Source organism: Carnobacterium sp. ISL-102 (assembly GCF_018612935.1).
GTDB lineage: Bacteria > Bacillota > Bacilli > Lactobacillales > Carnobacteriaceae > Carnobacterium_B > Carnobacterium_B alterfunditum.
In genome coordinates this window covers 183,383-206,879 of the sequence record NZ_JAGGRF010000004.1, presented here as the reverse complement: position 1 = coordinate 206,879, position 23,497 = coordinate 183,383, and the positions used below count along the sequence as shown (strand labels likewise).

Below are 23,497 nucleotides of genomic sequence, written 5' to 3'. Positions count from 1 at the left end.
CTTATTCGCCTCTTTCCATTTGATGCAACATAGTGTCAATAATGTCTTTACGCTCGACCGTTAACTCTTTTTCTTTGTAGTAAGCATAGAAATCCGCAAAAATATCTTGAACGGATAATTTTTCTAACTGTGCTTGATGGATGGCTGATATACTTTCTGCTCGTTCTTTCTTAGCTGCGTATTCCAAGCCCATTGCGTTTGGATAGCGTCGTCGCAATTGATTCATTGCATCCATAACAAAATTTTCATCTAGTAGTTCAAAAAAGACATAATCATCTGATTGTTGTCCCATTATCTTATCAAACAAGCCTTTTATGACCCGCATATCTCGTTTTGGCTCGATATATATCGGTTCGATAACAACATGATTCTTTTCTAACGTCACTAATGATACTTGTTTTTTATGCACAGCTTCTGATTTAGAATACTTTAATATTGAGCCGCTGTAGCGTATCCGGTCGTGTTTTACCTTTTGAGCTTTATGCAAATGCCCTAAAGCGACATAATCAAAATCTTCAAATAACTCCACACTCACATATTCAGCCGTTCCAATACTGAGCGGTCTTTCTGATTCAGTTGTTTCAGATGTATCATTACTCAAATTAATAACATATCCATGAGCGATCAAAACATTGATTTCCGCTGTGTCCATTTCTTTTTTTATCATTTCGATTTGTACTCTAGCAGCATCTTCTAAGCTTTTGATCGTCTCATCCTGCAGCAGTTCTCTAATATAGGCATAGTCCGCAAACGGCAATAAATAAAAGTTGACTCCTTTGATAGTTGCTTTTCGCGTCACTTCTTTTACCGTTCCTTCAATATACAACTGACTGGTTGCTAACAGATCTGCTCCATACTCTACACGTTCATTGCTATCATGATTTCCAGCTATAACCAAAACAGGTACTTTGACTTCCTGAACGATCCTAGTCAATACCTTGTTAGCTAAGGCAACTGCTCCTTTAGAAGGCATAGCACGGTCATATAAATCACCTGCCATGATCAGTGCATCTATTTCTACCGTTTTCAATTTTTCAATGAGTTGATCAAGAAAATATTCTTGGTCTTCCAACATCGACATTTCATTGACAATTTTCCCAATATGCCAGTCTGCTGTGTGTAATAAGCGCATCGCTATTCTCCTTTGTAACATTTATTTAAATATACCTACTTATACTTTTTTTAATTTCAGCTTTCCAATAAGTATACTACGAATAATTCAATGAAAACACTAAGTAAAGAAAATGAGATCGATCTATTTTTATTCTATTCAGTTGCGCGTTAAAAAAGGTTGTTTAAAAAATCTTCTTACTTATGCTATCCTATGATTAAACAGTAGATAGGAATGAGGCATAAATATGGAAAGAAATTTCGCGTTATATGAACACCAAGCACAATATTATGAAACCGACCAAATGGGGATCATTCATCACTCAAATTATATCCGCTGGTTTGAAGAATCAAGAACTAATTTGTTAGATCAAATGGGTTTTGGCTATGATCAAATGGAAAAAATTGGGATCATCGTCCCCGTTCTAGCTATTACCTGTACCTATAAATCAATGGTCTATTTCAATGATCACGTTTATATTATTCCTAAAATTGAAGTATTTAATGGTATCCGCTTGACTATCTCTTATCAAATATTGGATAAAACAACTGGCGAATTACGAACGACCGGCGAAAGCAAACATTGCTTCTTAGATAAGAATAATCGGCCTATTTCATTAAAAAAACAACAACCAAAAATATATGAGTTGTTTGATACTTATTTAGGAGTCGATTTAGCAAAGTAAAATGACACCGCAACGAATAAACCAAGCAGACTTTTTTCCTTAGTCTGCTTGGTTTATTTAGCTCTAGGTAAAATAGTGTGGATGCTTCAAGCTAAAATTTCTTCTGGAATATACGGCTTTGCTTGTGGAGAGCCAAGGGAACGCCTGAAGCCTAAAAGAAAGTTGTCATGATTGTTGCTGCTTTAGCAGCTTACAAACATGATACACTTGGGCGTTATTTGCCCACAGTGCTTCATTTCAGGCTACAAGCAACCCCTATTCCGCCACAAATTTTGGGTGTGTCATTTAATTAATTTATCTACACTTAAAATTATACAGCCGTTTATTTTTATTAAGAATTTATTTCAGTAATTATTTTTTGAACAGGTATGTCAAAAGATTCGATTGGAAGTCCTGATAGTACTTGTTTTGAATAAATCAGTGCCATCGTCTGATTGGGGAAGTCTTTTAAAAAGCGATCATAATACCCTCCACCAAAACCGATTCGATACCCTGTCCTATCAAAAATCAGACCAGGGACTAAAACTAAATCGATATCTGTTTTATTCACTTCTTTTGTCTCATGAGGTTTAGGCTCAATGAGATGATGGAATCCCTTTTCTAATTGCTCCAATTTCGTAAAGTCATAAAAAACCATCGCTTTATGCTGTGGGATACACTTTGGAGCACAAACCTTTTTGCCTTCTCGCCATGCTCGTTCAATAATACCCAGCGTATTCCATTCAAATCCTTGAGAGAGCGTCACCCCGACACGTTCAGCTGCTTTCCATTCTTGTGAATCAAATATATTTTTCTCTAACTTTTTTTCAATAACTGCTTTTTCTTCTAAAGAGATTTTTTTCAAGAAAGAAATCATCTTCTGACGCAAAACTTGCTTGTCTTCTTTTTCTGTCATTGATTGCCTCTTCCTATTCCTATATTTTATTGATTTGGTAATGTATAAGACTAACTTATTTTTTGGTAAGCGTTAATTAAAACTAAGTTTTTTTTCCTAACAGCTGACCAGTATCTTGGGTGAAGAGGAATTAAAATAATCCGGTGACTCTGCCATCAGCCATAATATCGATTGATTCAGCCGCTGGCACTTTAGGCAACCCTGGCATCGTCATGATGTCCCCCGTTAAAACAACGATAAAACCTGCTCCGGCAGAAACAGTCACTTTTTTTATCGTAACGGTAAAATCTTTTGGACGCCCTAATTTATTCTTATCATCTGAAAAAGAATATTGCGTTTTTGCCATACAAATAGGCAGATTTCCAAATCCAAGAGCCTCTAAACGGTTGATTTCTTTTTTCACTCCAGGAGCTAACGTGATTCCTTCACCGCCATATACTTTTTGAACGACCTTAGTCATCTTATCGACTAACGCATCCTCTAATTCATAAGCATATGTCAAGGTACTTTCTTGATTCGCCAGCTCCACAACTGCTCTAGCTAAATCTTGACCACCATTACCGCCGTTTTCCCAGACATCTGATAAAACAACATTGACACCAAGTGCTTGACACTTTTCTTCTACTAAAGCTAATTCTTCAGCGGTATCTGTCGGAAATTTATTGATGGCTACAACAGTCGGCATACCAAATACCGTTTGCATATTTTCAATGTGCTTCATTAAATTCGGCAACCCTGCTTCAAGTGCTGAAAGATTTTCTGTCACCAATTCTTTTTTAGCCATCCCGCCATGCATTTTCAAAGCTCTAACCGTTGCTACAACAACAACTGCTGCTGGTGCAATCCCTGATAAACGGCATTTGATATCCATGAATTTTTCTGCTCCTAAGTCAGCTCCAAAACCTGCTTCTGTTACTACATAATCAGCGTATTTCAGTGCCAACCTTGTTGCTTTGATGCTGTTGCACCCATGCGCGATATTAGCAAATGGCCCACCATGCACAAAAGCCGGTGTATGCTCCAATGTCTGAACGATATTTGGCTTCAAGGCATCTTTTAATAATACAGCCATGGCCCCGTGTGCTTTTAAGTCTCCAGCTGTAACCGGTTGTCCAGTCAAAGTATACCCTACAATAATGGCTTTTAACTTTGCCTTCATTTCTTCCATATTCATGGACAGGCATAAGATAGCCATAATTTCAGAAGCCACAGTAATAGTAAATCCATCTTCGCGTGGGACACCATTTGTTTTGCCGTTTAAGCCATCAACAATAAACCGTAATTGCCGATCATTCATATCCACTACCCGTTTCCACGTAATGCTGCGTGTATCGATTGCTAGCGAATTTCCGTGATGGATATGATTATCCAGCATAGCAGCTAATAAATTGTTAGCTGCACCGATCGCATGAAAATCACCTGTGAAATGCAGATTCAAATCTTCCATCGGCACAACTTGAGCATAGCCGCCTCCAGCTGCACCGCCCTTCATGCCAAATACTGGTCCTAATGAAGGTTCTCTTAAGGCAATCGCTGCTTTCTTGCCTATTTTTTGAAGACCATCTCCTAATCCCACTACTGTAGTTGTTTTACCTTCTCCAGCTGGTGTAGGCGTAATAGCCGTCACTAGGATCAATTTCCCTTCTTTTCTAGTAGCCAAGTCAGCAATTTCTATTTCATCTATTTTAGCTTTGTATTTTCCATATTGTTCAATAGCATCACTATCGATCCCTAACTTTTCAGCTATCCCTACTATCGATTCCATTTCAGCTTCTTGTGCGATCTGTACGTCTTTTTTAAATTCCAATGGTATCCCTCCGACTTGTTTTAAATTCTTTCTGCTTAACTGTATATTACCATTTTTCCTGTATGATTCAATCTAATGACGAACATTACCTATTAATTTTTCAAAAAAAAGACGTTTTTGCTCATTATAAGCTCAAACGTCTACTTTTTTGGTTCTATTCAATCGGTTCTTTTAAAATATGTTTATGATAAATTTTATCCATGATGACCGCAATGGCATTATCTCCTGAAACATTCGCTGCTGTTCCAAAACTATCTTGTGTCAAATAAAGTGTGATCAAAAGGTTCCCTAGCGTACCCGTAGGATCTATGCCAACCATCGTCATGAAAGGTAATGCGCTCATGATTGCTCCACCTGGTGCTCCAGGTGCTGCTACCATTGCTACACCTAACATAGCGATAAAACCTGCCATCATACCGAACTGTGCGGGCATATTGTACATTAGAAGTACCGCTGTCACACATGAAGTCACCGTTACGATACTTCCAAGTAGATGGATCGTCGCAGCCAATGGGATAATAAATTCACGTATTTGAATCGATACGCCATTCTTTTTAGCAATCTCTAAATTCACTGGAATAGTAGCTGCCGAAGATTGCGTTCCAACAGCTGTTATATAACCTGGAATCTGGTTTTTCATCAAAATTAACGGATTTTTCTTTGTATAGACTCCTGCAATAACAAAAAAGAGTGTTACAAGTATCAGTTGCAAGCTGATAATAATAATAAATACTTTCCAAAAAATTGAAAGAATTGAGAATACACTTCCTGCATAGCTTAAGTTTACAAAATTACCAAATATAAAAATCGGTAATCCAGGAATAATCAGCGAACTAAGCAACTTAACGATAATCAAATTGAATTCGCTAAAAAAGTTGTACATCGTTTCCCCTTTACCTTGTCCCTTTAACCAAGAAATACAAATACCAAACATAAAAGAAAATACGATGGCAGAAGTGACATCCAATAGAGGTTCTAAAGGAATGGAAAATAGCGGTTCAAGACTCTTCTGTTCACCAGAAATAGCATCACTTAAACTAGCATCAATAAACAAAGGAAATACATTTATAGCAACAAAGTAAGCAACCATACCAGCAATCAATGTTGACGAATATGCCATCAGTGTCGTGATCCCTAACAGCTTTCCTGCTCCTTGTGTCAAATCTGCGATCCCAATTACGACAAATCCAAGAATCATTAGTGGGATAATAAACTTTAACAAACTGCTAAATATAGCAGAAATCGTAACGGGTATCTGAATAATAAAATCTGGTAAAAATGCCAATTGACCAAAAATAATACCTAAAACAATAGCTATCAGCAACTTAGCTACTAATCCCAATTTAATTCTTTTCATCTTTTCCACTCCTCATATAAAAAAAAGCAAAATTTATTTTCCAATAAATTCTTCATAAGCTATAATAACACATCTTTTCATTTCTAACTGTTTTTTAATCAAATTTTAATTTTTATTTAAATTATTTTCTCGTATCGATTATAGTATTTTCTGACCCTCTAAAAAGAAAAATAAACAAGGGTATGAAGTTTAGAATTCTTCAGCCCTTGTTATCCATTTATTTATTTATTTATTTAACTAATGCTAAAGCACCCATAGGGTCCCAAGGTTCTAATTCAATCGTAGGTTCCTCTAAAGCTTTTAACCATTTCTCGGAAATATATTTTTTATCCACAGCGATTTGGTAATTGAACTCTTCAAACCATTTGTCGCTCATAGAATAGATTCCTTTTTTACCGACTTTATCTCCCCAGCTATTTTCAACTTTCCAAGTTAAAGGTTGGCCTTGTTCATCTAAATCTACTCCAACAAAAACCATTGCATGTGTCAAAAGACTGTCCCCATAATCTAGACGCTGAGCTTTTGTCAAACCACTGCCCTCACCTAGTGTCAATTCATAATGATAGCTATGTTCATCCATAATACCAGCATCTTTGATTAACATTTTGCCTACATCACAACCAAACCAAACTGGTTGATCATCTTTAATAGAAGCAACCGCTGCCTCTTTTAAAGCTTGAATGGGTACATTGATGTATTGGATTGGTTTAGCTTCTTTGACCGTTCCTAAATATTTAACCGTGTATGCTCTGCCAAATGGTTTATCTTCTGTTGGTGCATTCAATAAACTCACTAGGTTTGTCAGATCCCAACCCACATATTCTTTAAAAAAAGCTTGTGGTGTAATGTCTTTGATGCGACAGTACTCGCCGTCTTTAGTTCGATAAGAATAATCAAACGTTTCAGGAACTTCGCCCAATGCTTTTACCAGTACGCTGTAAATAAAATACAACATACTCTCTTTTTTAGCTGTTGATTCATCTAGTGATGATCCTGCATGATGTCCTTCGCGCAGTTGGCAAGCAAATTCTCTTAATTTAGATGTCAGTACTTCATTTAATTTACTTGTGTTAGAAGAATGAAAGGTTTCTGGCATAACTGATTTAGGAACAGCACCATATTTTTCTAATAACCCTGAAAACATATCCCATTGTCCGCCATCTTGAACTGGATCCATCAATAGATGAGAAATAATTCTCGAATCCTGAGCTTCATCGAGTGTTTCCAAAATACTATCTAAGAAATAATTTGATTTCTCGAATTTATCCCAAAACAATGTATAATTTTGTGAAAATTCAAAACTTTCCATATTTAATTTCTCCATTGTATCTACTCGAGCCGTATTCAAAGCCGCAAACATCCAACAACGACCACTAGACTTTTGATTCGTCATTGTTCCGCGTTTTGTTTCATTTGAAAACTCAAAAGAGTGCCTTCTTAAAACGTTGTTATCTAGAGAAGCGTCATTTATGCCTACTTTTGCAATTGCACCTTTAATTACTTGATTTGTGCTGTCTGCATCAAATCGGTTCTTAAATTCTGTTAATAATTTATTATCGATTCCCATTTTCATTCCCCCTAAAACATACTTGATATGTTACTCTTCTTTGTTTTATCTAGCAAGTATTTATCTAGGGCATAAAAAGAGGCTGGACATATCCAGCCTTTCTTGGTATTTATTTAACTAGATTATAGTTTGTATCGCTTAATGCTTGGATAAACACCTTTTCATCAATCTCATTTTGGCTTTCAACGATAGCTTGCTTCTTTTCTAAATCAACGACTACACGTTCAATACCTTCAATAGATTGGAGTTTTTCAACTACTGTGCTAGCACAACCTCCACATTTCATACCTTCGATCGTCAATTCTTTTTTCATTCTTCATCGCTCCATTTCTTATATTTTTTTAACTCTTCTATTTAGAAGAAGGTTTAAATCTTCTTAAGCGCAATGCATTGATCAGTACCGAAACTGAACTAAAACTCATTGCGGCACCAGCCAACATCGGATTCAATAATGGACCGCCAAAAATGTGGAGCAGTCCCATAGCAATTGGAATCCCTAAAACGTTGTACCCAAATGCCCAAAATAAATTTTCTTTGATATTTTTGATAGTCGCTTTACTCAATTCAACAGCTGTTGGTACATCCATCAAATCACTTCTCATCAGCACAATATCTGCCGATTCCATTGCAACATCTGTACCCGATCCAATAGCGATCCCGATATCTGCTTGAGCTAAGGCTGGAGCATCATTGATTCCATCCCCAACCATCGCAACAGTTTTTCCTTCAGCTTGTAATTTTTTCACTTCATTTGCTTTTTCTTCTGGCAATACCTCACTCAAAACACGATCGATCCCGACCTGTTTTGCAATAGCTTCAGCTGTCCGTTTATTATCACCCGTGATCATTGCTACTTCTAGACCCATCTCATGCAATTTTTCGATGGCTTTCAAGCTGCTTGCTTTCACCGTGTCTGCCACGGCGATCATGCCAGCTAGTTGGCCATTTTTAGAGATATACATTGGCGTTTTACCTTCTCCAGCCAACGCATCAGAAGTTTTTTCTACTGCGTCAAATGCAATACCGCGGTCGATCATTAATTTCTTATTGCCTAATAAGAGCGTTTGATTCTCAATCGTCACCTCAATGCCGTGTCCTGGGATCGCATTAAACGCGTGCGTTTTAAGAAGTACTAATTCTTTCTTTTCCGCTCCATGAACGATGGCTTCTCCCAATGGATGTTCAGATCCTTTTTCAGCAGATGCTGCAAGAATGAGCAATTCATCTTCCGTCATTCCATTCACAGTCAGGATATCGGTCACTTCAGGTTTTCCTTCCGTGATTGTACCTGTTTTATCAAAGATGATCGTCTGGATCTTATGTGTTTTTTCTAATGCTCCACCACTTTTAATTAGAACACCGTACTCTGCCCCTTTACCTGTGCCGACCATAATAGCGGTCGGTGTCGCTAGACCTAGTGCACATGGACAAGCAATCACTAATACAGAAATAGCAATCGTTAAAGCAAACACGCCTGATTCTCCTGCTAGATACCACGCCGATCCAGATAAAACAGCCAGTACCATCACGATTGGTACGAAGTATCCAGAAATAATATCGGCTAGTTTGGCAATTGGCGCTTTTGAACCTTGTGCATCTTCAACCAGCTTAATAATCTGAGCTAATGCTGTATCTTTGCCGACTTTTGTAGCTTTGTACTGAATCGTTCCGTTTTTATTGATACTGGCTCCAATGATTGCATCGCCAATTGTTTTTTCAACCGGGATACTTTCTCCAGTCAGCATCGCTTCGTCTACTGAAGTGATCCCTCCAACAACGACCCCATCGACCGGCATTTTTTCACCTGGTTTAACGATGATGATGTCATTTACTTGGACTTCATCAATGGCCAGTTCGACTTCTTGTTCGTTCCGTATCACTCTAGCTTTTTTAGGAGCCAATCCTATTAATTTTTTTATCGCTTCAGATGTCTTTCCTTTTGAAAGAGCTTCAAAGTATTTCCCAAGCGTGATCAATGTCAAAATAACGGCCGCAGATTCATAATAAAGATCCATCGCTATCTCCGTATTTCCTATCCATATGCCTATCGTTACAGCTAAACTGTATAAGAAGGCTGCACTCGTTCCTAACGCAACAAGTGAATCCATATTGGGGTGGCCTTTGAATAGAACCTTAAAGCCTACTATGAAGAACTCTCTGCCTAAAACTAAAACAGGCAATGTCAAAATCAATTGAATTAAAGCAAACGATCCGGCATTCATCATAGGATCGATTACTCCGGGCAAAGGCATTCCTAACATATGTCCCATTGAAATATACAGTAACGGAATGGTAAACACGGCTGATATCCAAAACCGCTGCCACATATCTTTTATATGCTGAGCTTTTTTTTCGCGGTCTAAGTCGATTGCATCGGCTGTTTCAATTTCTTCATAAGCTTCATACCCGGCTTCTTTAACAGCATTTGTAAGATCAGATAAGACCAATTGTTCTGAATCATATTGAACAGCCATTTTTTCTGTCGCTAAATTAACGTTAGCACTCATTATGCCGGGTAATTTCCCAGCAGCCTTCTCAACTGTTTGGGCACAAGATGCACAGGTCATCCCTTCGATCACAAAGATTTTCTTTTTGGTATCTGGTGCGACCTTATAGCCAGATTGACTTACGGCTTCTTTGATGTCTTTATCTGTAAGACTGGCTTCATTATATTTGATATGCATTTTCTCAGTAGCTAAATTGACACTTACTTCTTTTACCCCTGGCATCTTTTTCATTGCTTTTTCAATGGTTTGAGCACAAGATGCACAACTCATACCTTCAATTTTAAATGCTTTTTCGATCAATTCCATTCACCCCTTTTTATTAACCGTTATGTTTATGATTCTGGCACTCGCATTGCCCCGGTATACAATTACATGGAACAACATCGACCGCTTCGGCTTTTTTTTGTTGCAGAAGTTCCTCTAACATTTGAATGTCCATATGGCTCAATGTTGCTTCCCTAACAAGCTCGGCAATAGTTGTCCCAACTTTCCGATTACATAAGTGATCAAGGAAATCGCTGGTTTTACTCTTTAAGCTCTCTTCTTCAGAAATGAGTGGACTATATAAGTACTTATTGCCAACAGCTTCTGTTTTCAACATTCCTTTTTCAACTAATCGGCCGATCAATGTTTTTATTGTTGCTTGTTTCCAATTCATTTTTTCTTTTACTATTTCTGTGATTTGTTTGCTGGTCACGGTTTGGTTCGCCCAAACTACCCGCATGATCTCCCATTCAGCATCTGAAATATTGGGTTTGATTTTGCTGATCATCGTGATTCCTTCTTTCTTTCGACTACATTCGTAATCGTTTCAATGATTTAAGTTTACACTCGTAACCGTTTTTTGTCAACAGCTAAACTCTCATCTCTATTCAACAAAAAGACCGGTCATTCTACGCGAATAGAATGACCGGTCTTTTTAATTTCTCTTATTGCCTTTTTAAAACTAGTGATCTGGTAGATTTAAACCAGTTGCTTTTGCACTAATAGCAACTATTTCTCACAATTGAGCTAGTAGTTATTTTAACACTATTTCGTTAAGCGAATTACTATTTTAGCAAATGCAACTAGCCTCAGTTCAATCAACTCAAAGTCATTTTTCATTTGAGTTAGTGTAACTAGCCTCAGTTCGATCAACTCAAAGTCACTTTTCCATTTGAGTTAATGCAACTAGCCTCAGTTCGATCAACTCAAAACTGTTTTCTATTTTGAGTTAGTGCAACTAGCCTTAGTTCGATCCAAATAGTGGTTACCGCTATTTTCCCATGTCAGACCAAAAAGCTAGAATAATCATTAGTTCTTAACATCATTTCTTTCTTCTAAGCTTTTAAACTCATTATTCAACGATTTCAAACCTCTTTTGAATGCCTCATTACCTATGTCCGTTAGATCGCACTGAATGATTTCATTTAAGATTGCTTTTGAAATAGCTTTTTTAGATTGCTGACTTTTTTCAGTTAATGTGACGACTACTGCTCGCTTATCACTATCTGAGGCTACTTTTTGGATCCACCCTTGAGCTGTCAATCGGTTGAGTATAGGATTCAATGTTCCAATACTCATCCCTAATCGATCACTAATATTTTTTATGAAGATATGATCTTCATCCCATAATGCTAGTAAAACAAGGTATTGAGGAAAAGTTATCCCAAATGACTTCAACGCTCTGCCGTACATTCTTGAAAATCCGTTCGAAGCTTTGTATACTTCAAAACACAGCTGGTCTTCTAATGATCGGACAAATATCGTTTCATCCAAATAAAGCTCCCCTTCCATTCAACTGATTTTTTTTCTTGAACTAAGATTAGTCGGATTCTCTTAATGTTAAAATACCATCCTTCATAACATACACTTTATCGCACTGACTGATCAATCGTTCATCGTGAGTAACCATTATTGTAGCTTTTTTCTTACTTTTCGTCTCGCGTGCTAATATTTCAACTACTTCAAATGCCTTTTCAGAATCTAAACTAGCTGTTGGCTCATCTGCTAAAATGACAGATGGATCATGATATAAAGCTCTAGCGATGGCTACACGTTGACGCTCTCCACCTGATAAATCGCTAGGATATTTGTCTTTCAAATCAAGAATGCCTAGTTCATCTAGTAGGTTTTCTTGTTTTTCTTTATCTACTTTTGACTTTTCAACTTTATTCACCAAATTTAGTTGGTCTTTTACCGTTAAAAAAGGAACCAGATTGGATGCTTGTAAAATAAATCCAATCTCTTTGAAACGCAAAGCAGCTCGTTTTTTTTCAATAACGTTGCTGAATGGTTTTTCATTTATCTTAACAGTGCCTTTTGAAGGCATCTGTAAACCTCCGATAATCGTCAAAAGTGTACTTTTCCCAGAACCACTTGGGCCAATAATGGCAATGAATTCTCCTTCTTCTATAGAAAAAGAGGTGTCTTTCAATGCATCTACTCGTTTATGTCCTTCACCAAACGACCGACTTACGTTTTCCAATTCGATTAATTTCATATCTCGTGTTCCTCCTTTTTATCCGATTGCTTTCAGTGGATCGATTTTAACAACCGTTCTTACTGAGAACAATGCTCCTAAAACAGCTATTATTATCAGTAGTGCTGTTATTCCTGCAATAAACAGCCCATTTGTAGTGTAAGGGACCGCTGTCGGAAGAACAAGAGATGTGATAAGCGTTAAAATCAAACCTATTCCGACCCCGATAGTAGACAATAAGAATGTTTGTGCTACAACTGACTTCGCTATATAGCCTGAAGAAATTCCTTGGGCTTTCATAACGCCAAACATACTCGTTTTTTGTAAAGTCAATACATAAATAAAGATTCCAATAACGACTGCTGCAATCACAATCAAGAAACCAATCATTAAGCCGAATGTCAATACTTGGGCGTTATACCCAGGTATTTTTAAAATATAGTCTCCAATAGAATAAGCGGCTAATTTGTCGGAATCTGCTACCACTTCGTCAAAAGATCCTGCTGCATCGCGAACCACTACTGCACTGATTCGACCGCTGGCTGAATCATCAGTTGCTCCAAAGCGTACTTCTTGGTAGGCAGCAATCGTAGTATATAAAACAGGTGCCACACTGAACTTAGCATTTTCAGTAAACCCCACTACTTCCACTTCTTTATCGCTTCCAGCAAGTTGAATAGTATCTTCTAATTCAATACCAGTTTCTTCTTTCAAGCTGATGTCAGCCACAACTTCATCATTATTTTCAAATGCTCGCCCATCGATAACTTCAGGCATAATAAATTCTTCTGCATCGACTCCAAAAAAAGTAACATTGATTTTCGCTGCTTCGCCTGTTTCGCCTGCTTTTCTAATTACACTAGGTGCTAACCCTAGCAAAGCTGTTTCATCTGCCCTGACTTTACCTGCCTGTTCGAAGGTCATCATTGACATATTGATGTTAGTATTTGATTCATCGGTTAGAACAATGGCATCAGCTTCCCATTTATCCACACTTGTGCGATTATCTTGTGCTAATCCATACGCTAATCCGGTCAAAAAATAAACCAAATAAGAAACTAATACCATGACCCCAATAATCAAAGCGAATCTGGTTTTTGAATGTTTTATTTCTTTCCATGCTAAAAACATGTTGAATCCTCCTCTTAAAATAGCTATTTCTTTTAAAATAATGAACTAAATTGCTTGTTTTATGTATGCAATCCACTTCAATAATATATCTCACACGATGTATTATACAGCAAATAAAATGCATTGTATATTTTTTAATTATTATTTTTCGCTCTTTTCCTCTAATTTTCCGTCTTCTTTTTCGTCCGATTTTTGTGCTGCTTTAGTAACTCTATAAAGTGATCTGTGAAGCTGGCTGTAAATCCCCATAATGTGTGTTCATTCAAAGTATAGAATGGTACAGCATGCTTTCCTTGCTTCCAGTTGTATTTCTCACCTCCTGGTATCAGGTCAAAAGGGAAATCTTTTTCATGTTCTAATTTTACGTTGGCACTATAATAAATAGGTTTGTGAGCTAAAAAATAAGTTAGCGGAACGGTATATAGTTTCTCTACTTCTTCATTAAACTGGATATCTTCTAGTTTGATATTTTTAAGTTCTCCCACAAAAGCTCGAATAACCACTTGCTCATTCACAATGTAATCCATTTCGCCTAAAATTTGGATGGTTTCTCTTGAAATAGTCAATTCTTCCATTGTTTCACGAATGGCTGCCTCTTTATACGTTTCACCCGCTTCTACTCTTCCACCAGGAAAAGATGTTTCGCCCGGTTGAGAAATTTTTTTACTGCGTATTTCATATAAAAGGTGGATTTCATCATTCACTTTTATCAAAGGGATCAGCACTGCAAAATGACGTTGCTTACTGATTGGTTTTACTTCATGGTGTTCCAACATATCGTTTATATCTTCTAACATTATTATTTCTCCTCTAGATTACGTCTTTTAATTTATTTTAATTGATCAGGTTGTCATACATTCATATAATTATTGCTAATTCTGCAATGAGTTCATTACAATAGAAGAAACAAATCAACTCATTCTTTCATACAAAAGGGAGATCATTATGGAACAAGTAGAAGAAAGTTTTTATTTTATAAACGACCAAAAAACACCTGTAGAGGATACCACTGTTTTTAACCAATTGGAAGGGAAAACGATTTATGAAGTTATCCGCGTTCAACAAGGAATCGCTCTTTTTTTAGAAGATCATTTAGAACGGTTCAAAGCTTCCGCTGCTGCTACAGATTTGTTTTTGAAAGATTCAGATGCTGCGATAACGCAGCGTATTTACCAACTGATTTCAATAAACCAGGTTACCCATAAAAATATCAAACTTATTTTGAACGCATCAAAAGGATTATTGATTTTTTTCACAAAAACCGTTTATCCACCACAAACTTATTATCTAAACGGTATGCATACGACCTTATTTAAAATGGAAAGAACCGATCCAACCATCAAGACTTTGCGCAATGATTATCAGAAAGCCGTTTTAGCTGAGCGAGAAAAACAGCAGGCCTATGAAGTGTTGCTCGTTGACCAAACCGATCATGTGACAGAGGGCAGCCGTTCAAATTTGTTTATTGTCAAAAACAATAAGTTATACACGTCTCCTGCCAAAAATGTACTACTTGGTATTGTTCGAAAAAAAACATTGGCATTATGTGCAATGTTAGGTTTTGAAGTCATAGAAGAAAACATTTCTGTCTCAAAATTAGTTGAAATTGATGGAGCTTTTATTACAGGAACCGGAAATAACATTCTGCCTATCCAATCAATTGGAGATCTAACTTTACACTCTACCAACAATCCAATCATTAAAGCCTTGATGAGCGAGTATACGAATCTCGTTGCAACGTACATCAACGAGCATCAAGCTATTGATTCGCACATTTAATTAAAAAATCAATTTTTAAAATCAGACTTTGTCCGACAAACTGAAGAAGCCAAGATCACAAACCGTGATTTTGGCTTCTTCTATAGGATCTAGTCTGCTTTTTTCATATATTGGACTCTTGTTATTACTTTAAAGATCGTATCCATAGTAAAAATAGCCAATGCAATCATCCCTGCTACTTGCATCGTATTTTGCAAATGCCCCTGTGCTAATGCATTATTGCCTTGAATAAATTCATAGACTGTCAAATACATACCAGAGCCTGGAACTAATGGATAAAAACCAGGTAAAAAGAAAATCGTTACTGGAACTTTAAATATCCGCGAGAAAATATGTGATAGGGTAGAGATCACTAACCCTGAAATATATGTAGCTAAAACGGATCCTAGTAATCCATTACAAAGTAAATAAGCTCCCCAGCCCACCGCCCCTACAATGGCTGCTGAAAAAATATGTTTTTTTGGGGCTTCCAAAATTATAGTAGCTGCTAAAACTGCTAGAAAAGCTCCTATGATTTGACTGATCAATATAATGCACCTCCAATAACAAGTCCGATCGCAACTCCCAAAGCAATGGACAAGGCTACTACAAATGCCTCTAGAGCTTTAGCCCCGCCAGACATGTAATCCCCTTGTAACGTATCTCGGATCGCATTCGTAATAGCTGTTCCTGGTACTAATGGCATGATCGTACCTATTATTACTATATTCATATTGACTGCTGGAAAAATAAAGGACTGCATCAATACCGCACCTACTGATATAACAGCAGATGATAAAACATTTCGTACAAATGATCCCATATCTAATTTTTTTTCACCTTTTAGTACTAGGGCCAATAAACCGCCGTTGATTCCAGCAGCAAGTATTTCAAAAAAACCGCCACCTAATAATAATGCAAAAGAAGCCGTTAAAGCTGCTGTAGCAATATCTTTGTAGAGCCGTTTATACTGTACTTCCCCAATACTCTGCAAGGCCGCATACGCCTCTGGAATCGTTATTTTCTCACTAGTCAATTGGCGCGAAATAGTATTTACTTTGGTAATATTGTTTAAATTTATATCTCTTATACTGATCCGTTTGACGATCGTGATCGGGTCATCGATACTAGGGTCATCTAAAGTAGCAACTAGTCCCGTTGTCATTGCCAATGCTTCGGTTGTTTCAAATTTTGATGTTTTTAAAATGCGATTCATCGTATCTTCTACACGATAGGTTTCAGCGTTACTTTCTAACATGATTTTCCCTGCTAGTATAGCCGTATCCATTAATGTTTTGTAATCCATTCCGGGTCTTCATCCTTTCCCTACACTAGCCATTATTCATTTTTCCAATTACAGTATGCTCTGCAAATTCAAATTTAGTATAGCATAGTTTCTTTTAACGACTAGACCCTTTCTATCCTTTCTTATCTCTTTATTACTAATCTTTGAAGAGTCGAATATTTCTAAACAAAAAACAGAGTAGGATGCCCCTACTCTGTAAACTATTGACTGGTCTTCTTATTAGGCTCTTTGCTGATTTAGCTTAATCAACTTCACTCATAATTTTACGAACTTTACTCATTTCTTCAGCTGTTTTTTGATAAATTGGAATAATCTTCCGGTATTTTTCTGCGGCCCTTTCATTAGGCTGCAGCCAGATTCCCGTTTCTTCTCTGTCCTTTAGCAAACCAGCACTCTTTTGTGGTGAGGAACTTCCCGAGACTTCTTTGGCTAAGTTCCCTAACATAACCGCACCTAAACAAGAACTTTCAAAACTAATCGGCTGTTGCATCGCTCTGTCGAATGTATCTACAAGCATCTGTTTCCAAAAAGGCGAGTTCAAAAAGCCACCCGTTACTTTAATCGTTTTAGATGGCCCTCCAACTTCTTGGATAAGCTGCCAAACTTCATAAAGATTAAATAAGACGCCTTCCATTGCTGCCCTTACCATATGTCCAGTAGCGTGACGAGAAGCTAGGCCGATGTAACTGCCAGTAGCTTCTGATTCCCATAATGGTGCACGCTCACCATTTAAGTAAGGCAAGAAGAACAGTCCATCCGCACCTGGAGCGACAATTTCGGCAAGTCGATTGAGCTGCTCCAACTCTGTTTCGACAGCGTTGCCCACTTGTCGCTTTCCTTCTGGGAAAAAGACAGCTATCAACCAGGCCATCACATTGCCCCCGTTATTTACAGCGCCGCCGATGACCCATCGACCTTTGGACAAATAGTAGCAAAAAGTTCTGCCTTCTTCGTCCAATACAATTTGGTTGGTTACCATTCGGATTGCTCCGCTAGTACCGATCGTGATTGCTGTTTCGCCAGTTTCTAGTGCCCCTACGCCAAGATTGGATAAGCATCCATCGCTAGCACCGATCACTAAATTCGTTTTTGGATCGATTGTCATTTCTTCAGCATAAGATGCTCGGATAGCATCCCATTTATAAGTCACCTCAACTGGTTCAGCTAACATAGACTCTTCAATTCCGACAAGTTTTAGGATATCTTTATCCCAGGTCAACTCATGGATATTAAACAGTCCTGTTGCTGAAGCAATCGAATAATCGATTTTGTATTCTCCAGTCAATTGATATAAAATGTATTCTTTGATACCGATAATTTTTTTGGCTTTTTCTAAGCTACCAGGAAAATATTCTTTCAGCCACATGATTTTACTCAGTGGTGTCATAGAATGAACTGGCGTCCCTGTTTTCTGATATATTGCTTTCCAATCCGAAGTTTTTTTAAATTGTGCAACCAGCTTTGCTGGACGATTGTCCGCCCATATAATACAATTGGTCAACAATTCATCTTCTTCACCCACAACAATGACACTGTGCATAGCACTTGAGAACGAAATAAAGTCCACTTGCTGTCTAATGCTCTTGTTTTCTTGCATCAATGATCGAATAACGGTAAGTACAGCTTGGAAAATCACTTTTGGATCCTGTTCTGCCATGCCTATCTCCGTTTGAATAATGTCATATCCTACATAAGCACTATCGACTACTTGCAGATCCTCTTTGTACAATACGGCTTTCGTACTTGTTGTACCAATATCGACTCCAATCGTATATCTTTGCTGCTTTATCATTTTTTTGACCCTCCCTGCTTTGAACCGAATTCATTGCCGATCATACTACCTTTTTTTAAAATAATTTTAAATTTGTAGGAAAATAACGAATCATCAAAAATTTTGAAATTACTGGAGCCGCAATATACAGTTTCAGCTGTTCTTGATTTCCACCAATTATCATCAAAACCAGAAAATTCATATTATTTATTTCCACTAAAAAAAGCAAGAAAAGGTGAGCGTATTTCACTTTTCTCGCTTAGTTCATTATACTCTTTTTAACTCAATTCTGGCCAGAAACCTTTATTAGCTAAAATCAACTCATCCAATATATTTTTAGCAACTTCTGCACTTGGAATTGTTTTGGAAAGTGTTAATGCTTGCCACAATGTTTGGTAGCTTCCAGTAATATAGGCTTCCACAACCAATTTTTCTACCGTTACTTGTTGGTGCATCAAGGCTTTTTCAAATGCTGGGATTTTACCTTGAGCTAGCGGCTCTGGTCCATCACTGCCCACGATACAAGGAACTTCAACCATTGCGTCATCATCAAAATTAGCAATCGCTCCATTATTTTCTACGATCATCAGCATTCTTTCATGCGTATTAAAGGCAATAGCACGTGCTAAATCTACAATAAATGACGCATGGCTATCTATGGTGAATCCGCTGTTTTCGGCAGTTCCTTTTTCGACTATTTTTTTAGCTGCTGTAAAGACCGTTTTTTCTCTGCCATCCATTACTTCATTTGCACGTGAATAAGTACAGTTTGAATGTTTTACTTCATAATCTGGAAAAAGATAATATTTCAAATACGTATTTGGTAAATATCTTGGGTTGACTGCTATCAAGTCTTTGGCTTTTTTATGTGTTTCTTGCCAGCTTTGATCCATGTGTTGTGTATCAACTTCAACTTTTGTTAAGTAGCCATTCTCAGCGACATATTCGCGAATTTCCGTTAGATATTCATGCCCTTCTTTATCTTTTACGCTCGTCCACCAGCCAAAATGATTTAATCCAAAATAACGGACTTCTAGATCTTCCGGATTTTTATTGATTATTTGAGACATTCTTCTTAGCGTTCCCACTGGCATATCACAGATATTCAAAACCTTAGCATTTGGACGCATCACTCGGCACGCTTCCGCAACAATGGAAGCGGGGTTAGAGTAGTTTAGCATCCAGCATTTTGGAGAATATGTTTCCATGTGATCAATAATTTCCATCATGCCGCCGATACTTCTCATTCCATAAGCGATTCCGCCTGGTCCACATGTTTCTTGGCCAACTACTCCATAATTTAATGGGATTTTTTCATCTTGCTCACGCATCGCATATTTACCAACACGAATATGCGCCATACAAAAATCGACATCTGTAAAAGCTGTTTCTGGATCTGTTGTATAAGAAAATTCAATATCAGGAGCTTGCTCTTTTAATAGAATTTCAAGAGCGTCTCCCAAAATAGCTTGTCGATCTCCATCATTGTCATATAATTTCAACTTCCGAATTGGAAAGCGATTAATATTATCCAGCATCATCATAACGATTCCTGGCGTAAAAGTACTTCCGCCCCCTGCGATTACGATTGAAAATTTTTTCATTCTATATACTTCCTTTCATTTCGCCTATTTGCTTTATTCTTCTGATTCTCTTCCTAAATAATGATCGACAGCTTTTCTGACCTTGCTAACTTGTAAGCCGTAAACAACGTGGACATTATGGTCTTTAATGATCACACCACTTGCTCCCGTATTATTTTTCAAAAATATTTCATCCACTTTATCGGGGTGGTTTAACGTTAATCTTAATCGTGTGTAACAATTGGTCACAGTGTTGATATTATCTGGTCCACCTAATGCCCCAACAATTGCGCTAGCTAAACCTGTATCTCCTTGCGGTTCTGCACCATTGGGAGAAGCTTTTTTAGTCTTACTTTCATTGTATTCACCTTTAGAATAAAGTTTTGTTTCCTTACCAGTATCCTCACGACCAATCGTTTTAAATTTAAATTTCGTAATCAAGAAACGAAATGTCATATAATAGATTGCAAAGAACATAATACCAACCAAGATATACATTGGCCATCCTGTTTTTTCGATACCTAATGGCACGTTGTATAATAAGAAATCGATAAATCCATTTGGTCCAATAGCTCGAACACTCAGTAGGTTTAATACAACCATGCTTAATCCACTTAGAACTGCATGGACGATAAACAGTAACGGAGCTACAAACATAAATGAGAATTCGATTGGTTCTGTTACTCCTGCTATAAATGAGGTAACAACTGCCGGGATTAGTATAGCTTTTGCCTTATTTTTATTTTCTGGACTTGCGGTATGGTACATAGCTAAACATGCCCCGATCAGTCCAAACATTTTAGAAATCCCACGTGCATCCCAGATAACACTGCGAGATAAAATACTGACACTAGGATCTGCAATCTCTGCAAAATAAATATTTCTTGCACCTTCAAATATTTGGCCCCCAACTTCCTGGATACCTCCTAGTGAAGTGTATAAGAAAGGCGTATAAACTAAGTGATGTAATCCAGTCGGAATCAATAAACGCTCTAATGATCCATATAAGAAAATCCCAAAATTTCCACTTTGATTGATCAATGTTCCTAAACTATTGATGCCACCTTGGAAAAACGGCCAAATGTACGTGAATAAAATAGCCAATAAAACAACAACTGGAATCAGAAGAATGAAGACGAAGCGCGTTCCGCCATAAATTTGAAAAGCATTATTAAATTCTTTTTCACAAAATTTATTATGTACAAGCGCTGTCACTATACCTAATATAATACCAAGAAAAACACCCATATCTAAAACTTGGACACCCATTACCATAGTCTGTCCTGTTCCCTGTAGGGACTCTCCTTCAAATAATGACCCGTTAAGTTCCATGAACTTATTCATTGCATTAATAAATACTAAGTAGCCTAATACAGCTGTAAATCCTGCTTCAGATTTTTTCTTGTTTGCTAATCCTACTGCTAGTCCCATACAAAATATTAGGCCTAAATTAGTTAAAATCGATACTAAAGAGCCTGATAAAATCATTCCAAATCCCATTGTGATAGGATTATCCAAAAAGGGAACGGTTTCAATTAGTTTTGCATTTGTAAACAGATTACCGATTGCAATTAATATCCCTGCAATCGGTAAAATTAACACAGGTATAAACATGGCTTTTGAAAAACGCTGCATGCCATTCATTAATTTCTCTTTCATCATTCTTACCTCCAATTTTTTTGTTTCATTTCCTTTTATAAACTCAGTTTATCTTGAAAGCGATTTATTGTATAGCTCTTTGAGCATATAAAAAACGTGTTCCGCAATTTAGAAACACGTTTCATTTATTTGCTATTTTCTTTTGTAATCCATCAAGATAAGTTTTAAAAATAAATTCTACTAACATCAACAGTCTAGGAAAAAAACTATTCGGCAACATGTTACGATCGTCAAGTTTATAATTATCTGTAATTTTAAAGTTTAAATCCGATAATTCAGCTGCCCGATTTGCTGTTTCTTTTGTAAACGTAATCGTAAAAATACCCTGATCTTTTGCTACAAGCAATTTATCAATGACTTGCTGTGTTTCACCAGATTTTGAGATCACAATAAATGCTCCAATATCTTCTAAATTATTTTCGAATACGCCAATAGAGTCAGTCCCTGTTGCAATAACCGTTTTTTTACCTAGTACCAATAGTTTTTTGTATAGATACTCTGCCGCTATTGCAGAAAATCCTGTTGCATAAATAAAGATGTACTCTTGCTTCAAATGTAGCACCTGTTGAACAAACTGGTCGATATCTTCTTTTCTATTTTCTTTAAAAAAATCTTGTTGACTGATACTTAGGAACGCTTCATCATTATCTAACTGAAGCCCTTCCGTCTTTTTAACCATTGGAAGCAACTGATAATATAAGTCGATAAAACCTGTATAGCCTAACTTTTTTGATAATCTTATGACGGTTGATGGAGAAGTATAGTTGTCCTTTGCTACACCTCGTACACCTTTTTCTAACACATCATCGATATTTTCAATAATATAATGCACAATCTTCACATCTAATTCTGATAATTTTTTCCCTTGAATCAGTTTACTGATGTCTTTCATTCGCATTCACTCCTATTTTTGATTAGAATTCCAGTCTTTCCCTATTACTTTAAGCTGAATTTTCACGCTGATAGTATCTATCTTACTAACATAAGGACAAGGCAACTCGAAAGTTTCCCTCAAAACGACTTGAAACGCCCGTTCATTTTTATTTTAGCGAACCGATTATTTTAACTTTTACATTTTATCATGTTTCCTGTAAAAAAAAATGGTAATCTAGCTTTTTCATTTTTTTTTTGTTATACTAATATGGTAAGGGTTTTGAACGTACTTTTCTAGTTTGACTAGCAAAAGTTAACATTAACCACTCATTACCATAGTTTGAAAGGGGAAAAATATATATGAAAATCAATGCTACTTTAAGAACAGAGGTCGGATCTTCAGCGGCTAATCGTGTTAGAAGAGAAAAAAAAGTTACAGCTGTAATTAATGGAAAAGGTGTTACAAGTACTCCAATATTATTAGACAGCAAAGAATTAGATGTTATTTTAAAAAAATTAGGTAAAAATGCGATTTTTGACGTTGCCGTTCAAGATGGAGATACTCACCAAGTGATTATCAAAGAAATCCAAAGTGCAACTCTTATTGATCAAATTTTAGACGTTGAATTACAAGTTGTTAAAAAAGGTGAAAAATTAACGGTTACTGTTCCTATTCATGTTGAAAATGCTGAAAAAGTTCAACGTGGTATCGTTTCTCAAACATTGAATGAACTAGAAATCGAAACTCTTCCAGCTAATATCCCAACTTCATTTACTGTTGATGTTGGTGAACTTGAAATAGGAGATGCAATATCAGTTGCTGATATTAAGGTTGCTAAAACTATTACAGTATTAAGCGATCTTGAGCAATCTGTCGTAAGTGTATTGCCGCCATCTGCTGAAGAACCTGAAACAGCTGCTGAACCTGTTGAAGCTGCTGAACCTGAATTAATTGGCGAAAAAGAAGAAGAAGCTTAATCATCTTCAACCAGCTAAGTAAGGTATAGAATAACCTTTAAAAGCCTT

General features: G+C 36.9%; 21 protein-coding genes. 3 read left to right on the top strand and 18 right to left on the bottom strand.

Features of this window, described 5'->3' with window-relative positions; translation table 11 throughout:
* Position 1 precedes the first annotated feature (1 nt).
* Positions 2 to 1,132 carry an exonuclease SbcCD subunit D gene (locus tag J7E16_RS04800; protein WP_214889334.1) on the bottom strand — a complete coding sequence of 377 codons (1,131 nt, stop codon included), beginning with the start codon at positions 1,130 to 1,132 and terminating at the stop codon, positions 2 to 4.
* Between the two features lie 226 nt (positions 1,133 to 1,358).
* Between J7E16_RS04800 and J7E16_RS04795 the strand changes: the two genes are divergently transcribed.
* On the top strand, positions 1,359 to 1,796 hold the full coding sequence (locus J7E16_RS04795; RefSeq protein ID WP_214889332.1) for an acyl-CoA thioesterase: 438 nt from the start codon (positions 1,359 to 1,361) through the stop codon (positions 1,794 to 1,796).
* A 331-nt stretch (positions 1,797 to 2,127) separates the two neighbouring features.
* Here J7E16_RS04795 and J7E16_RS04790 read toward each other — a convergent pair whose 3' ends face one another.
* From J7E16_RS04790 to J7E16_RS04740, 11 genes are all read right to left on the bottom strand, one after another.
* Positions 2,128 to 2,691: a 5-formyltetrahydrofolate cyclo-ligase gene (locus J7E16_RS04790; RefSeq protein WP_214889328.1), complete on the bottom strand. Its 564-nt coding sequence runs from the start codon at positions 2,689 to 2,691 to the stop codon at positions 2,128 to 2,130.
* A gap of 130 nt (positions 2,692 to 2,821) precedes the next feature.
* Positions 2,822 to 4,498 carry a formate--tetrahydrofolate ligase gene (locus tag J7E16_RS04785; protein ID WP_214889325.1) on the bottom strand — a complete coding sequence of 559 codons (1,677 nt, stop codon included), beginning with the start codon at positions 4,496 to 4,498 and terminating at the stop codon, positions 2,822 to 2,824.
* Positions 4,499 to 4,652: 154 nt separating this feature from the next.
* Complete coding sequence (locus J7E16_RS04780; protein ID WP_214889322.1) at positions 4,653 to 5,855, bottom strand: dicarboxylate/amino acid:cation symporter; 1,203 nt, start codon at positions 5,853 to 5,855, stop codon at positions 4,653 to 4,655.
* 229 nt (positions 5,856 to 6,084) lie between these two features.
* Positions 6,085 to 7,422 carry a C1 family peptidase gene (locus J7E16_RS04775; RefSeq protein ID WP_214889319.1) on the bottom strand — a complete coding sequence of 446 codons (1,338 nt, stop codon included), beginning with the start codon at positions 7,420 to 7,422 and terminating at the stop codon, positions 6,085 to 6,087.
* A gap of 109 nt (positions 7,423 to 7,531) precedes the next feature.
* Entirely contained in the window at positions 7,532 to 7,735 is a 204-nt protein-coding gene (locus J7E16_RS04770) for a heavy-metal-associated domain-containing protein (RefSeq protein WP_214889316.1), read from the bottom strand.
* Positions 7,736 to 7,772: 37 nt separating this feature from the next.
* Entirely contained in the window at positions 7,773 to 10,229 is a 2,457-nt protein-coding gene (locus J7E16_RS04765) for a heavy metal translocating P-type ATPase (protein ID WP_214889313.1), read from the bottom strand.
* Between the two features lie 19 nt (positions 10,230 to 10,248).
* Positions 10,249 to 10,701 (bottom strand): CopY/TcrY family copper transport repressor, encoded by a 453-nt coding sequence (locus J7E16_RS04760; RefSeq protein ID WP_251006064.1) that lies wholly within the window; start codon positions 10,699 to 10,701, stop codon positions 10,249 to 10,251.
* 521 nt (positions 10,702 to 11,222) lie between these two features.
* Complete coding sequence (locus tag J7E16_RS04755; RefSeq protein ID WP_214889310.1) at positions 11,223 to 11,687, bottom strand: MarR family winged helix-turn-helix transcriptional regulator; 465 nt, start codon at positions 11,685 to 11,687, stop codon at positions 11,223 to 11,225.
* Between the two features lie 46 nt (positions 11,688 to 11,733).
* Positions 11,734 to 12,411, bottom strand: a complete 678-nt coding sequence (locus J7E16_RS04750; protein ID WP_214889307.1) for an ABC transporter ATP-binding protein — start codon at positions 12,409 to 12,411, stop codon at positions 11,734 to 11,736.
* Between the two features lie 18 nt (positions 12,412 to 12,429).
* The gene (locus J7E16_RS04745; RefSeq protein WP_214889305.1) at positions 12,430 to 13,521 is read right to left on the bottom strand and encodes an ABC transporter permease; all 1,092 of its coding nucleotides are present in this window, start codon (positions 13,519 to 13,521) and stop codon (positions 12,430 to 12,432) included.
* Between the two features lie 161 nt (positions 13,522 to 13,682).
* Positions 13,683 to 14,318, bottom strand: a complete 636-nt coding sequence (locus tag J7E16_RS04740; RefSeq protein ID WP_214889303.1) for an NUDIX hydrolase — start codon at positions 14,316 to 14,318, stop codon at positions 13,683 to 13,685.
* Between the two features lie 148 nt (positions 14,319 to 14,466).
* Here J7E16_RS04740 and J7E16_RS04735 point away from each other — a divergent pair, with 148 nt between their 5' ends.
* Entirely contained in the window at positions 14,467 to 15,300 is an 834-nt protein-coding gene (locus J7E16_RS04735) for an aminotransferase class IV (RefSeq protein WP_214889301.1), read from the top strand.
* 89 nt (positions 15,301 to 15,389) lie between these two features.
* On the opposite strand, the gene J7E16_RS04730 is transcribed toward J7E16_RS04735, so the two are convergent.
* The 6 genes from J7E16_RS04730 to J7E16_RS04705 all read right to left on the bottom strand — a co-directional run bounded on the left by J7E16_RS04730 (position 15,390) and on the right by J7E16_RS04705 (position 22,490).
* Positions 15,390 to 15,827, bottom strand: a complete 438-nt coding sequence (locus J7E16_RS04730) for a threonine/serine exporter family protein (RefSeq protein ID WP_214889299.1) — start codon at positions 15,825 to 15,827, stop codon at positions 15,390 to 15,392.
* On the bottom strand, positions 15,824 to 16,585 hold the full coding sequence (locus J7E16_RS04725; RefSeq protein ID WP_214889297.1) for a threonine/serine exporter family protein: 762 nt from the start codon (positions 16,583 to 16,585) through the stop codon (positions 15,824 to 15,826). Before J7E16_RS04725 ends, J7E16_RS04730 begins: the two co-directional genes overlap by 4 nt.
* A gap of 241 nt (positions 16,586 to 16,826) precedes the next feature.
* Positions 16,827 to 18,377, bottom strand: a complete 1,551-nt coding sequence (locus J7E16_RS04720; protein ID WP_214889295.1) for a gluconokinase — start codon at positions 18,375 to 18,377, stop codon at positions 16,827 to 16,829.
* A gap of 257 nt (positions 18,378 to 18,634) precedes the next feature.
* On the bottom strand, positions 18,635 to 19,960 hold the full coding sequence (locus J7E16_RS04715; protein WP_214889292.1) for a 6-phospho-alpha-glucosidase: 1,326 nt from the start codon (positions 19,958 to 19,960) through the stop codon (positions 18,635 to 18,637).
* Positions 19,961 to 19,993: 33 nt separating this feature from the next.
* Positions 19,994 to 21,598: a PTS transporter subunit EIIC gene (locus J7E16_RS04710; RefSeq protein ID WP_214889424.1), complete on the bottom strand. Its 1,605-nt coding sequence runs from the start codon at positions 21,596 to 21,598 to the stop codon at positions 19,994 to 19,996.
* Positions 21,599 to 21,719: 121 nt separating this feature from the next.
* Positions 21,720 to 22,490, bottom strand: a complete 771-nt coding sequence (locus J7E16_RS04705) for a MurR/RpiR family transcriptional regulator (RefSeq protein ID WP_214889289.1) — start codon at positions 22,488 to 22,490, stop codon at positions 21,720 to 21,722.
* A 341-nt stretch (positions 22,491 to 22,831) separates the two neighbouring features.
* Here J7E16_RS04705 and J7E16_RS04700 point away from each other — a divergent pair, with 341 nt between their 5' ends.
* On the top strand, positions 22,832 to 23,449 hold the full coding sequence (locus J7E16_RS04700; protein ID WP_214889286.1) for a 50S ribosomal protein L25: 618 nt from the start codon (positions 22,832 to 22,834) through the stop codon (positions 23,447 to 23,449).
* Positions 23,450 to 23,497: the final 48 nt, after the last annotated feature.

What these genes read in the sequence shown, in the direction of transcription:
- J7E16_RS04800 (WP_214889334.1), bottom strand. Translation starts at nt 1,132, where the DNA reads ATGCGCTTATTACACACAGCAGACTGGCATATTGGGAAAATTGTCAAT.
- J7E16_RS04795 (WP_214889332.1), top strand. Translation starts at nt 1,359, where the DNA reads ATGGAAAGAAATTTCGCGTTATATGAACACCAAGCACAATATTATGAA.
- J7E16_RS04790 (WP_214889328.1), bottom strand. Translation starts at nt 2,691, where the DNA reads ATGACAGAAAAAGAAGACAAGCAAGTTTTGCGTCAGAAGATGATTTCT.
- J7E16_RS04780 (WP_214889322.1), bottom strand. Translation starts at nt 5,855, where the DNA reads ATGAAAAGAATTAAATTGGGATTAGTAGCTAAGTTGCTGATAGCTATT.
- J7E16_RS04775 (WP_214889319.1), bottom strand. Translation starts at nt 7,422, where the DNA reads ATGGGAATCGATAATAAATTATTAACAGAATTTAAGAACCGATTTGAT.
- J7E16_RS04770 (WP_214889316.1), bottom strand. Translation starts at nt 7,735, where the DNA reads ATGAAAAAAGAATTGACGATCGAAGGTATGAAATGTGGAGGTTGTGCT.
- J7E16_RS04760 (WP_251006064.1), bottom strand. Translation starts at nt 10,701, where the DNA reads ATGATCAGCAAAATCAAACCCAATATTTCAGATGCTGAATGGGAGATC.
- J7E16_RS04750 (WP_214889307.1), bottom strand. Translation starts at nt 12,411, where the DNA reads ATGAAATTAATCGAATTGGAAAACGTAAGTCGGTCGTTTGGTGAAGGA.
- J7E16_RS04745 (WP_214889305.1), bottom strand. Translation starts at nt 13,521, where the DNA reads ATGTTTTTAGCATGGAAAGAAATAAAACATTCAAAAACCAGATTCGCT.
- J7E16_RS04740 (WP_214889303.1), bottom strand. Translation starts at nt 14,318, where the DNA reads ATGTTAGAAGATATAAACGATATGTTGGAACACCATGAAGTAAAACCA.
- J7E16_RS04735 (WP_214889301.1), top strand. Translation starts at nt 14,467, where the DNA reads ATGGAACAAGTAGAAGAAAGTTTTTATTTTATAAACGACCAAAAAACA.
- J7E16_RS04725 (WP_214889297.1), bottom strand. Translation starts at nt 16,585, where the DNA reads ATGGATTACAAAACATTAATGGATACGGCTATACTAGCAGGGAAAATC.
- J7E16_RS04720 (WP_214889295.1), bottom strand. Translation starts at nt 18,377, where the DNA reads ATGATAAAGCAGCAAAGATATACGATTGGAGTCGATATTGGTACAACA.
- J7E16_RS04715 (WP_214889292.1), bottom strand. Translation starts at nt 19,960, where the DNA reads ATGAAAAAATTTTCAATCGTAATCGCAGGGGGCGGAAGTACTTTTACG.
- J7E16_RS04710 (WP_214889424.1), bottom strand. Translation starts at nt 21,598, where the DNA reads ATGAAAGAGAAATTAATGAATGGCATGCAGCGTTTTTCAAAAGCCATG.
- J7E16_RS04705 (WP_214889289.1), bottom strand. Translation starts at nt 22,490, where the DNA reads ATGAAAGACATCAGTAAACTGATTCAAGGGAAAAAATTATCAGAATTA.
- J7E16_RS04700 (WP_214889286.1), top strand. Translation starts at nt 22,832, where the DNA reads ATGAAAATCAATGCTACTTTAAGAACAGAGGTCGGATCTTCAGCGGCT.